This is a genomic window from Symbioplanes lichenis (genome assembly GCF_030709675.1).
Lineage (GTDB): Bacteria > Actinomycetota > Actinomycetes > Mycobacteriales > Micromonosporaceae > Actinoplanes > Actinoplanes lichenis.
Window position 1 is genome coordinate 266889 of sequence record NZ_JAUZQD010000014.1, and the last position, 10387, is coordinate 277275.

At 71.6% G+C, this 10387-nt stretch carries 14 protein-coding genes and 1 pseudogene; 6 read left to right on the plus strand and 9 right to left on the minus strand.

Annotation, left to right across the window (positions count from 1 at the left end):
• The first annotated feature begins 21 nt into the window (after positions 1–21).
• The 4 genes from RAN62_RS31160 (at position 22) to RAN62_RS31175 (ending at position 2938) form a co-directional block, all read left to right on the plus strand.
• On the plus strand, positions 22–615 hold the full coding sequence (locus tag RAN62_RS31160; RefSeq protein WP_305788412.1) for a class F sortase: 594 nt from the start codon (positions 22–24) through the stop codon (positions 613–615).
• Between the two features lie 80 nt (positions 616–695).
• Positions 696–1076 carry a hypothetical protein gene (locus tag RAN62_RS31165; protein WP_305788391.1) on the plus strand — a complete coding sequence of 127 codons (381 nt, stop codon included), beginning with the start codon at positions 696–698 and terminating at the stop codon, positions 1074–1076.
• Positions 1077–1133: 57 nt separating this feature from the next.
• Positions 1134–2345: a CapA family protein gene (locus RAN62_RS31170; RefSeq protein ID WP_305788392.1), complete on the plus strand. Its 1212-nt coding sequence runs from the start codon at positions 1134–1136 to the stop codon at positions 2343–2345.
• A 158-nt stretch (positions 2346–2503) separates the two neighbouring features.
• Positions 2504–2938: an OsmC family protein gene (locus RAN62_RS31175; protein ID WP_305788393.1), complete on the plus strand. Its 435-nt coding sequence runs from the start codon at positions 2504–2506 to the stop codon at positions 2936–2938.
• Positions 2939–2982: 44 nt separating this feature from the next.
• Here RAN62_RS31175 and RAN62_RS31180 read toward each other — a convergent pair whose 3' ends face one another.
• Positions 2983–3753 carry an SDR family NAD(P)-dependent oxidoreductase gene (locus RAN62_RS31180; RefSeq protein ID WP_305788394.1) on the minus strand — a complete coding sequence of 257 codons (771 nt, stop codon included), beginning with the start codon at positions 3751–3753 and terminating at the stop codon, positions 2983–2985.
• Positions 3754–3868: 115 nt separating this feature from the next.
• On the opposite strand from RAN62_RS31180, the gene RAN62_RS31185 reads away from it, so the two are divergent.
• Complete coding sequence (locus tag RAN62_RS31185; RefSeq protein WP_305788395.1) at positions 3869–4489, plus strand: TetR/AcrR family transcriptional regulator; 621 nt, start codon at positions 3869–3871, stop codon at positions 4487–4489.
• 168 nt (positions 4490–4657) lie between these two features.
• Here RAN62_RS31185 and RAN62_RS31190 read toward each other — a convergent pair whose 3' ends face one another.
• The 3 genes from RAN62_RS31190 to RAN62_RS31200 all read right to left on the minus strand — a co-directional run bounded on the left by RAN62_RS31190 (position 4658) and on the right by RAN62_RS31200 (position 6930).
• Positions 4658–5575 (minus strand): alpha/beta hydrolase, encoded by a 918-nt coding sequence (locus tag RAN62_RS31190; protein WP_305788396.1) that lies wholly within the window; start codon positions 5573–5575, stop codon positions 4658–4660.
• 26 nt (positions 5576–5601) lie between these two features.
• Positions 5602–6243 carry a hypothetical protein gene (locus RAN62_RS31195; protein WP_305788397.1) on the minus strand — a complete coding sequence of 214 codons (642 nt, stop codon included), beginning with the start codon at positions 6241–6243 and terminating at the stop codon, positions 5602–5604.
• A gap of 72 nt (positions 6244–6315) precedes the next feature.
• Positions 6316–6930, minus strand: a complete 615-nt coding sequence (locus tag RAN62_RS31200) for a TetR/AcrR family transcriptional regulator (protein ID WP_305788398.1) — start codon at positions 6928–6930, stop codon at positions 6316–6318.
• Positions 6931–7032: 102 nt separating this feature from the next.
• Between RAN62_RS31200 and RAN62_RS31205 the strand changes: the two genes are divergently transcribed.
• Positions 7033–7953, plus strand: coding sequence for a CPBP family intramembrane glutamic endopeptidase (locus RAN62_RS31205; RefSeq protein WP_305788399.1), 921 nt, complete (start codon positions 7033–7035; stop codon positions 7951–7953).
• On the opposite strand, the gene RAN62_RS31210 is transcribed toward RAN62_RS31205, so the two are convergent.
• The 5 genes and pseudogenes from RAN62_RS31210 to RAN62_RS31230 all read right to left on the minus strand — a co-directional run.
• The gene (locus tag RAN62_RS31210) at positions 7928–8185 is read right to left on the minus strand and encodes a hypothetical protein (protein WP_305788400.1); all 258 of its coding nucleotides are present in this window, start codon (positions 8183–8185) and stop codon (positions 7928–7930) included. The two genes, RAN62_RS31205 and RAN62_RS31210, sit on opposite strands and share 26 nt — an antisense overlap.
• A complete protein-coding gene (locus RAN62_RS31215; protein WP_305788401.1) occupies positions 8182–8928 on the minus strand; it encodes a hypothetical protein in 747 nt (248 codons plus the stop codon). Before RAN62_RS31215 ends, RAN62_RS31210 begins: the two co-directional genes overlap by 4 nt.
• A gap of 57 nt (positions 8929–8985) precedes the next feature.
• Entirely contained in the window at positions 8986–9318 is a 333-nt protein-coding gene (locus RAN62_RS31220; protein WP_305788402.1) for a hypothetical protein, read from the minus strand.
• Positions 9319–9398: 80 nt separating this feature from the next.
• Complete coding sequence (locus RAN62_RS31225) at positions 9399–9689, minus strand: hypothetical protein (RefSeq protein WP_305788403.1); 291 nt, start codon at positions 9687–9689, stop codon at positions 9399–9401.
• A gap of 73 nt (positions 9690–9762) precedes the next feature.
• Positions 9763–10387, minus strand: a pseudogene (locus RAN62_RS31230) (hypothetical protein); the annotation flags it as partial.

Consider the following 10387-nt stretch of genomic DNA (forward strand, 5'->3'; position numbering starts at 1 on the left):
CTGGTGCTGCTCGGCGTGACGATGACCGTCGTGGCCGGTGTCGGCGCCTGCCGGTCACAGCCGGCGGACGACTTCGGCGCCCCGCTCACCTCCCCTTCAGCAGCGCCGTCCGCCCCGGCCCGGGTGCCCGTTCGAGACGGCGCACCGCAGCCGGCGGCAGCTGTCGATGTGCCGTCGCGGCTGCGGATACCCGCCCTGGGCCTCGACGCGGCCGTCGACGCGGTCGGCATCGACGCCTCGACCGGGGACTTCGCCGTCCCGCCCCGCGTCGACCGGGTCGGCTGGTACCGGTACGGCCCCGGGGTCTCGGCGGCCGCCGGTTCCATCGTCATCGCCGGCCACGTCGACAGCGCCGCCGAGGGCAAGGGCGCCTTCTTCCGGCTCGGCTCGCTGAAGGCGGGGGACCGGGCCGTGCTCACCGGCCCGGACGGCCGGCATCGGGCCTTCGACGTGGTCGCCCGCGAGCGCTACCGCAAGGCCGCCATCCCGCTGGACAAGTACTTCGCCCGGGACGGCGCGCCACGGCTCACGCTCATCACCTGCGGGGGACCGTTCGACGCGCGGACCCGGCACTACCGCGACAACGTGGTCGTCACCGCGACCGCCCGCGCCTGAAGGGGTTTGGTGGCGATCTGTTCGGGCACCGCAAGTCGGAACGGCCGGGCGCGCCGGCCTGCGAGACGCCGAGGTAACCGATGAAGATCATGAAGCTGGCCACCGGGCTCGCCGTGGGTTATGTGCTGGGCGCACGGGCCGGGCGGGACAAGTACGAGCGAATCGTCGCCGTCGCTCAGCAGGCGACCGGCCGTTCCGCTCCGGCTCAGCCTTCGGCCCCAGTCGTCGTTCCGTCGGTTCCGGTGGCCGTCGATGAGCGCCCCCGCCCACCGCGCAAGCGGCGCGCCAAGCCCGCGACGCCGAGTGCCGCCGCTGCGACGCAGGCGTCCTTGGGGGCGGCGGAGGCGGACATCGCGGAGCAGAAGGCGCTGGTGGTCGACACCCGCGACGAGCCGGGCCGGTCGTCGGAGGCCCTCGAGGGCGACACCGCCGACGTGCTGGAGCAGCGCCGCTCGATGTAAGCGAATCTTTTTCGGCAACGGCGGACGGCGGTAGCGACCGGCTTCTATCCTCGCACCGTGTCCCTGGATGGTAAGCCTCGTCTCATTCTCCGTCGCGGCGCCGTGCTGGCCGTTGTGGCGCTGGCCGCCGGCATCGCGTTGCACGCCGCCGGCGTCGACCTGTTGCCGTCCTCCGCCGCGCGTGCCCGTTGGGTCGAGGCGACACCGGTGGCGAGCGCTCCCGCCCCCGGTGCGAGGCCGGCCTCGAAGCGGACGCTCACCGTGCTCGGCGCCGGTGATGTGCTCATCCATCCCGAGGTGTGGCAGCAGGCCCAGCGCGACGCCGGCGCCGGCGGGTTCGACTTCTTCCCGATGTTCCGCCCGGTGAGCAAGACCGTCGCCGGCGCCGACCTGGCGCTCTGCCACATGGAGACGCCGCTCGCCGCGCCGGGCGGGCCGTTCGCGGGATACCCCGCCTTCAGCGCGCCGCCGCAGGTGCTGCAAGGGGTGAAGCGGGCCGGGTTCGACGGCTGCTCCACGGCCTCGAACCACTCGATCGACAAGGGCGAGGCGGGCGTGGTCCGCACCATCGAGGCGTTCGACGCGGCGGGGCTGGGCCACACCGGCACCTTCCGCAGCGCGGCGGAGGCGTCCACGCCGAAGATCTATCCGGTCCGGGGCGTCAAGGTCGCGCACCTGTCGTACGCCCTGGGCTTCAACGGGCTGAACCGGCCGGCGGGCAAGGAATGGCTGGCCAATCGGATCGAACCCGCCAAGATTCTCGCCATGGCGAAGCGGGCCCGCCAGGCCGGCGCGGAGATTGTCGTGCTGAGCATGCACTGGGGCACCGAGTACCAGCACGAGCCGAACGCCGACCAGCGCGACGTGGCCAAGGTCCTGCTCGCCTCCCCGGACATCGACGCGATCCTCGGCCATCACGCGCACGTCGTGCAACCGATCGAGAAGATCGGCGGCAAGTGGGTGGTCTACGGAATGGGCAACCAGCTCGCCCGCCACTCGCAGCCGATCGACGAGAACCGCGAGGGCATCATGGCCCGGCTCACCTTCACCGAGGAAGCGCCGAAGCGCTGGAAGGTGACCACGATCGAGGCGATCCCCACGTGGGTCGAGCTGGCCCCGGACGTGCGCCTGGTCGAGCCTGTCCGGGTGCTCGCCGACCCCACGACCACGGCGGCCCGGCGCAGCACCTGCGAGGCGGTGCTGGACCGGATCCGCGAGCACCTCTTCACCCGCGGCGCCCGCAAGGCCGGCCTCGTCGTCGCCGGCTGACCCGGGGAACTCGGCGTCTCCGGATGGGCGGTGCCGGCCCGGCGCGTCCGGGCCTTCGTCGGGGCCGGTGGCGGTGCCGTCGCCGGGATCGGGTTCGTCCACCGTCTGGTCCGGCTCGCCGGGCCGGGCCGGCGATCGGGCGGCTAACGTGGCTGACCATGACGGATGGAACTCTGCGCTCGGTGGAGCTCGAGCGGACCGCCACCGGCGGGTACGAGGTGCGCAACGTGCGGGGCGGCACGATATCGCTGGGCACCGGGGACGACGAGCGGTTCACGCCGGTCGAGCTGCTGCTCGCGGCGCTGGGCGGATGCACGGCGATCGACGTGGATCTGGTCGCGAGCCGCCGGGCCGAGCCGGCCCGGTTCGTGGTGCGGGTGCGGGGTGACAAGATCCGGGACGAGCACGGGATCAACCGCATGACCGGCCTCGAGGTCGAGTTCGATGTCGCCTTCCCGGAGGGCGAGGCCGGGGACCGGGCGCGCGAGGCCGTGCCCCGCCTGCTGCGGCAGTCGCACGACCGCCTCTGCACGGTCACCCGCACGGTGGAGCACGGAACGCCGGTCACCACCTTCGAGGCCGGAGCCTCCTGACGAGCCCGGCCCGGGCCGAGTGCCGCCCGAGCCGGTCGCCGCGGTCAGGACTGCTGGATCCAGTTCTCCGTCCGCGCCGGCGGCTTCGGGGGCTCGACCGCGGTGAGACCGCCGTCCACGGGGATGACTGCCGCATTGACGTACGAGCCGCCGGGGCCGGCCAGGAACGCGATCACCTCGGCGACGTCCTCGGGGCGGCCGACGCGGCGCAGCGGGATGAGGTCGATGTAGCGGTCGAGCCAGATCGCGGGCGCGCTGGTGTAGGTCGGGCCGGGGGACACCGCGTTGACCCGGACGCCGGAGGGCCCGTACTCGGCGGCGAAGGCCCGGGTGATGGCGTTGACCGCGCCCTTGGTCGCGACATAGATCGCGTTGTTCTCGTCGCCGAGCACGGCGGATCCGCTGCTGACGTTGATGACGCTGCCGCCGCCGCGACCGGCCATCTTCGGCGCCAGGGCGGCGGTCAGCAGGAAGATCGCGCGCACGTTGCTGTCGAACAGCGTGTTGTACTGCTCGGTGGTGAAGCCGGCGCTCGGGCCGAAGGCGCCCGCCCCGGCGCTGTTCACCAGGATGTCCACCGCGCCGACTTGCTCGGCCAGCCGGCGTACGTCGTCCTCGACGGCCAGATCGGCGGCGACGAAGCGGGCCGTGCCGCCGTCGGCCTCGATCTTCTCGACCACCTCGGCTCCGCGCCCGGCGTTGCGCCCGGAGATCACCACGTCGGCGCCGCGGGCGGCCAGGGCGATCGCCGTCGCCCGGCCGATGCCGCTCGTGGCGCCGGTGACGAGGGCGATCTTCCCGGTCAAGTCACTCATGACCAACTTCCTCTCTTGGCTGTTTGACCAGCGGATAGTTCTGTACCAACTGATCGGTCCAGAACTACCGTAGCACTTCTGGATCGATCGGTCCGCAATTGGTAAGCTGGGCCACATGGCTACTCAGAAGAGCGCACCCGTCGGCCGGCCCCGGGGCTTCGACGCCGACGAGGCTCTCGAGAAGGCGATGCGGGTGTTCTGGCAGAACGGTTACGAGGGCGCGAGCCTGCCCGACCTGCTCACCGCCATGGGCATCAGCCGCACGAGCATGTACGCGACGTTCGGCAACAAGGAGGAGCTGTTCCGCAAGGCGCTGGCCCGCTACGCCGACGGCCCGGCGTCATACGGGGCCGAGGCGGTCGTCGAGCCAACCGCGCGCGAGGTGGCCACGGTCTTCCTGCACGGCGCGGTCCGCAGTGCCACCCTGCCGGGCTACCCGACGGGGTGTCTCAGCTTGCGCGCCTCACTGATCGGCGGCGAGGACGGGCAGATCATCCGGGGCCTGCTGGCCGACTGGCGCGACGAGACCAGCACGATGCTGCGCAAGCGTTTCCAGCGGGCCGTCGACGAGGGCGACCTGCCCGCCGAGACCGATCCGGCGCTGCTGGCGAGATACGTCATGACGGTCGGCAACGGGATCGCCGTGCAAGCCGCCGGCGGCGCTCCGCGCGACGACCTCCAGCTGATCACCGACGCTGTCCTGCAGAGCTGGCCACCGGCGCTCGCCCGGCCCTGAAAAGCTGTCGTCGGCCGTGTAGAGCCGGCGTGGGCCGTGTGGGAGCCGGGTGTCGGTGGTGCGGGGCCGGCGTGGGTCGTGTGGAGCCGGGTGTCGGCCGTGTCGTGAAGTCGGCGTGGGCGGTGTGGAGCCGGTGTCGGCCGTGCGGAGGCGGCGTCGAACGGCTCGTCAGAGGTGGTCGTGGTAGAAGGCGGCGAGCCGCTCGACGGCCGGGTCGACGTACTCCGGCACGTCGTACATCTCGTAGTGGCGAGCGTTCTTGATCACCATGCGGTCGACCGGGCGGGGTGCCATGTCCCAGAGCCGGGTGGCCGCGGTGTCGAAGCCGGTGCCGTCGAGGTGCTCGGCCAGGATCAGCTGCAGCGGCTGGGTCATGAGCTGGTCGACGAGGTGGAAGGCGTCGAAGCCGATCAGCAGGGTGTCGCCGCGGGAGAGCCGGCGATTGGTCGAGTGCTCGTGGTGACCGCGCTCGGTGCGGTAGTACTCGATCGCCTGCAGCAGGTCGACGTCGGTGATCCCGGCCTGCTTCGCGTCGGCCATGGTGTCGGGCAGCCACTGCTGGCGGGTCAGCTCGCCGGTGCGCGTCTCCTCGATGCGGGCCCGGGCCATGGCGTCGAGGGCGGCGGCGGGGCCGTCGGGCTGGAAACCGCGGAAGGAGGCGCCGATCTCGCCGGGGTCGACCGCGCCGACGGCCTTGATCCGGTGGTCGGTGCGGGCAGTGAAGATCGCATAGCCGCCGCCGGCGCAGATGCCGAGCACGCCGATGCGCTCCGGGTCGATCCCCGGCCGGATGCTGAGCGCGTCGATCGCGTACGAGATGTCCTCGCTGCGCCGGTACGGGTCCTCGAGGTCGCGGGGTTCGCCGCCGCTCTGGCCCTGATGGGCGGGGTCGAAGACGAGCGCGGCGATCCCGTGGGCGGCGAGGCGGGAGGCGTAGGCGGCGCCGATCTGTTCCTTGACGCTGCTGCCCGGCGTCGAGAGCACGACGGCGCGCCGGGGCTCGGCCGGAGCGTCGACGTCGTCGGGCACGTACAGGTCGGCCGCGAGCTCGATCGGACCGCGCGGAATGGAGATGTGCTGGAGCATGGTGCAGTCACCTTTCGCGGAGGAAGTCAGGTGCCCAGGCCGTCGAGCAGCCAGTGATAGCGCAGGCGCAGACTGCGCTCGACGGCTCCCAGCGCGGCGGCGACGCCGAGCGTCAGGTTGAGCCACGTGGGCAGGTCGATCGGGGATGCGTAGCTGCCGAAGCGCTCGACGATCGGCGGAACCCGCAGGACCGGCTCGAGCAGCTGCACCAGATTGATGGCGGCGCCCACCACCAGCATCAGCACGGAGACGGCGCCGATCCAACGGCTCAGGGCCGGATGCTCGCGATCCAGGCGCAGCCGGCGGCCGATCGCCGACCGGGGATCGGGAACCAGCCGATGCTCCTCGCCCGTGCTCGTCACGTAGTGAGCGCGCTTGAGGCCCACAGTGGACCGTGCGACCAGGATGACGCCGCCCGCGACGGGAATGGCGGCCGGCATCCGCGAGCGGGTGTGGTGCCGGCCGTCGACATACAGGTGGACCATGGGGTCGTCGCCTGCGTGCTTGCCGGACGCGCGCACGTCCACGGCATACTCGATCGGGCCCACCCGCAGCCTGAACAACTTCCGTCCGGTGAACAACTGCCACCAGCGGAAGCGCTCCAGCGGGCGGCCGTCGCCGGGGCGTATCCGCCGCACGGCCACGCGTTGCTTGAGGTCGTCGAACATCCCCAGCCTCCCTCCTCGTGCGACGTGCTGGTCGACGCATCCGACTGTAGCACACCGTACTAGCACGGCGTGCTAGTCGGATGGTTGCGACCTCCCGAGGACGCAGTCGACGGCGGTGTAGAGGGTCTCGGTCTCGGACTGGAGGATCGAGTCCTCGGCCGGCAGGGCTCGCTCGATCGACAGTCCGTTGAGGACGGTCGACAGGAACCGGATGTGCTTGGAGTGGTCCTCCTTGGGCAGGGCGCCTTCGTCGGCGAGAACCGTCAGCCAGTACTCGAGGCGGTGCCATCCCGCCCGCTCCAAGGCGTGGTACGCGGCGCGGGCCTGCTTGCTCGGCTCGGACGCGATGTAGGTCCGGTACGCCTTGGTCCACGCCTCGCGGGCCTGGTCCCCGACGCCGGCGGGCGCCAGCACCTGTCGCAGGCAATTGACCAGTCGATCCCGGGCGGGCAGCGACCGATCGTGGATCTGGTCGTCGGGGAACAGGTGGCCGTAGATCCGGGCGAGCACGGCGTCCCGCAAGGCGCGCTGGTTCGGGAAATGGAAACGGAGCGAACCCGTGCTGACTCCGGCGCGGGCCGCCACCGCGCGCACGCTCAGGCTGGTGGTCACATCCTCGGTCAGCATCGCCGCCGCTGCCGCGAGGATCCGTTCCCTCGAGCCGGTGCTGCCGTCCTCCTGTGTCACACGCCACCTCCTGTTACGGCGTACTAGTACACCGTGCTACTTTCCCACTGTCACAGCGTACTAGTGAGACGCATTGGTGCGCCTACCAGGGGAGACATAGCCATGATGACCCGTAGTCGGCCGCCGGTTCCGGCCGGGGTGCAGTACCACCGGATGCTCGCTGGTGACGAACGCCGGATCGGTCGCGGCATTCTCGCGATCGTCCTGCTGGCGGCGGGACTCGTCGTCTTCCCGACGGTGATCGGCCGGGCGGCCGCGCTCATCGACCAGCACCGGGGCCAGGCCCCGCCGATAGTGGGCGGCACCGATTACACACCACTGTCCCACGCCGCCTCGATGATCTCCCTCGGCCTGCTCATCCCGTGGAGCATGCTCATTCAGCGATGGCTTTACCACCTGCCCGGGGCGAGCCTGCACTCCGTGGCGTCACGGTTCCGCTTCGGACTGTTCGGCCGGTCGCTCCTCGTCCTCGGTCCGCCCTGGCTGGTTGTGACCGTCCTCGGCGCGCTCGCGCCCGTCGAGGAGTCGCCCTGGTCGCAGCCCGAGATCGTCGCCTTCTTCCTCGCCACGACACTGCTCACGCCGCTGCAGTCGGCGGGGGAGGAGTACGGCGTACGCGGGCTGGTCTTCCGCGTCGTCGGCAGCTGGACCCGTAACCCGCGGGCCGGGCTGATCGCCGGGGTGCTGGTCTCGAGTGTGCTGTTCACGGCCCTGCACGGGGCAACGGATCCGTACATTGTCGTCTGGTACTTCGTGCTCTGGACCGGGCTGGCGATCATCACCTGGCGCACCGGCGGGCTCGAGATCGCGGTGATGCTCCACGCCGTCCTCAACACGTTCACCTTCCTCGTGGCCGCGGCCCTGCGGGTGGACCTGGGCAGCGCGACGCAGGACCGCTCGGCCGGAGTCGGCTCGCCGTACCAGCTCGTCCCCACCGCCGCCGTCATCGTCATCACCGGCATCGTCTGGTGGTGCACCCGAAGATCAGGGCCCGCGCTCACTCCTGCTTCATCGACCGCATGACCGAGAGCGTGACGTCCATGTGACGGGTACGGTCGTCGTCGCTCAAGCTTCGGTGCCAGTCGGCGAAGGCTGCGATCCGCGGGGCGAGCGCTTCGGCGTAGAAGGGTGCGCCGAGTCCGGCCGGCCAGTCCAGCTCACCGCGTCTCAGGGCGCCGGCCAGCTCGCGTACGGCCTCGGTGTCGCCGTTGGCCTCCAGGTGGGCGAGGAGCTTGTCGACGATCGGGTCGCTCACGCGGTGCCTCCGGCCGGGTGCTGGTAGGGGTGGCTGAGCAGTGGGTGCCGGGCGAGGATTCCGGTGCTTGTGGACGCCGCCTGGATCTCACCGGCGACGGTGCCGATCAGGGCGGAGGCGGTGGCGATCAGGCGACGGGCGCGGGCGGCCAGTTCGGCGATCTTGTAGGCCTCGTAGGCGGCGACGCCCCAGCCGGTGACGAAGCCGACGCCGGTCTCGATGGTGGCGGTGCCGGCGGACGCGGCGACGGCGCCGATCATGGCGGCGTCGACGATGTCCTTCATGATGCCGGACACCGTTTCGGCGATGCGGTACGTGCCCTCGGCGGCCTTCTCGTAGGCGTCGGCCATCGCGTTCAGGGCGAGCTGCTGCGCGCTGATCGCCGCGCTGAGCCGGGCGAAGTAGTCGTACGAGGCGTCGCGGGCGTTGCCCTGCCAGTGGGCGTCGAGCTCCACGTTGCCGGCGGAGACATTGATGCCGATGTCCTGCATGGCGCCGGCGAGGTTGCGGCAGGCGCCGGCGGCCTGCCAGACCTGGTGCCAGTCGCCGGCGAACGCCTGCGCTGCCTCGCCGAAGATGTCGTAGCCGATGGCCTGCTTGACGAACTCGTTGACGATGTGGCTGGGGCTGGCCCAGTCCAGCACCGAGGCGGGGTTCGAGAACGGCTGCCCGAGGATCTGCTCGGTACGCCGGGCCGGGTCGACGAGGTGACGCACCGGTTCCGCGACGTCGTGGAAACGCATCGGTTCCGCGGCGTCATGAAAACGCACCGGTTCTGCGGCGTCATGGAAACGCATCGGTCAGTCCCGGTCCGGCGCCGCTCGGGTGACCTGCGGATACGTCGAGTCCAGCCCGGCGGCCCGCTGCGCGTCCGTCTGCCCGTATCCGGTCGCGGCCGCTGCCACTTCGTCGCGCGACGATCCGAGTACGGAAGTCAGCTGCTCCAAAGTCGCTTGCAGCGCCGCCCGTACCCGGGAGTGCTCGTAAGTGAGCAGATTCAGGAAGCCGTCCGTGGGCGCGAGCTCGGGCACGTACGCGTCGAAGTGGGCCTGGCATTGCTCCGCGTCGCCGCGCGCCCGCCCCAGCTGGGCCGCGTAGGCGTCGAGCGCCGCCGGGTCGACCGAGAAGGACACCGCGTCGCCTCCGTCGTGTCGGTGCTGAGGCGATCTCCAGGCCCCGGGCCGGAGTGCGGGTCAGCAGGAACCGGGCATGGTCAAGCCGTGGCCGCCAGCAAAGTGAGCACGAGCGCCGCACCGGCGATCACGATGACGGCACCGATCGTGAGCAGCCGCGCGGACCTTTCCGGCTCGGCCGCGACCAGCATGCTGCGCACGACGAAGTACGCGCCGGCCAGGCTGACCGGGCCGCCGATCAGCACCGGCAGCAGTGCGCCGGCGGGGGCAGCCGGGTCGCTCGCCGCGAGCGCGGACATGAGGATCGGCGCGGCGGCGAGGACGAGCAGTCCCAGACCGAGGTACCACCGCAACTGCCGAGTCGCGTCCATCACTCACCGCCCATCGCCCGGCGAGACCAGGATAGCGGCCTTCGTGAATGCCGGCCGCCCCGATGGAACAGAGTCAGGCGGTACGCACGGCGACGGCAGCGCGGGCAGTGCGACGCTCGGGGCGGGCGGCGACAATCTCGCGGGCCGGGATCGCCAGGACGGTTGCGGCGGCGGCTTCCAAGCGCAGATCTTCGCTGGTACGGCGGGCCAGTTGCGCGTCGTGCCAGGCGCCCTGCTCGGCGGCGACCGCACGCCGGTGTTCGGCCAGCAGGTACGCCGCCGAGGTACGCAGCACGACCAGCTCCTGCTCAACCGGGTGCAGCCGGGCGTCCCAACCGCGTCCGGCCAGCGCGTCGGCCACCGCGGTCGCCGGGAGTTCGCCGCGCTCGGCGGCGGCGGTGACGGTCTGGTGCAGCCAGCGCTCGCGGGCGGCGTACTCGCTCGGGGTCGGGGCCGTCCACGGGGTGCGGAACGCGGCGGCGGTGTGGGCGCGGTCGAGGCGGGCCTGGGCGTCGAGCCACGCCTGCCACGTCGCGCTGACCTTCTGCTCACTGTCCTGCCAGTGCTCCAGCCACCGCTGCGCCCCGCGCTCGGCGCGCTGGGCCGCGACGTGCAGCTCATCGGCGTACCGGATGGTCTCCTCGGCCTGCAGGATCCGCTGGCGGCGCTGCTCACGCAGGGTGCGCACGCTGAAAACA

Bases quoted from the DNA above. Each gene is read 5' to 3' on its own strand.
- RAN62_RS31160 (WP_305788412.1), top strand. From the start codon at position 22: ATGACCGTCGTGGCCGGTGTCGGCGCCTGCCGGTCACAGCCGGCGGAC.
- RAN62_RS31165 (WP_305788391.1), top strand. From the start codon at position 696: ATGAAGATCATGAAGCTGGCCACCGGGCTCGCCGTGGGTTATGTGCTG.
- RAN62_RS31175 (WP_305788393.1), top strand. From the start codon at position 2,504: ATGACGGATGGAACTCTGCGCTCGGTGGAGCTCGAGCGGACCGCCACC.
- RAN62_RS31180 (WP_305788394.1), bottom strand. From the start codon at position 3,753: ATGAGTGACTTGACCGGGAAGATCGCCCTCGTCACCGGCGCCACGAGC.
- RAN62_RS31185 (WP_305788395.1), top strand. From the start codon at position 3,869: ATGGCTACTCAGAAGAGCGCACCCGTCGGCCGGCCCCGGGGCTTCGAC.
- RAN62_RS31190 (WP_305788396.1), bottom strand. From the start codon at position 5,575: ATGCTCCAGCACATCTCCATTCCGCGCGGTCCGATCGAGCTCGCGGCC.
- RAN62_RS31195 (WP_305788397.1), bottom strand. From the start codon at position 6,243: ATGTTCGACGACCTCAAGCAACGCGTGGCCGTGCGGCGGATACGCCCC.
- RAN62_RS31205 (WP_305788399.1), top strand. From the start codon at position 7,033: ATGATGACCCGTAGTCGGCCGCCGGTTCCGGCCGGGGTGCAGTACCAC.
- RAN62_RS31215 (WP_305788401.1), bottom strand. From the start codon at position 8,928: ATGCGTTTCCACGACGTCGCGGAACCGGTGCGTCACCTCGTCGACCCG.
- RAN62_RS31225 (WP_305788403.1), bottom strand. From the start codon at position 9,689: ATGGACGCGACTCGGCAGTTGCGGTGGTACCTCGGTCTGGGACTGCTC.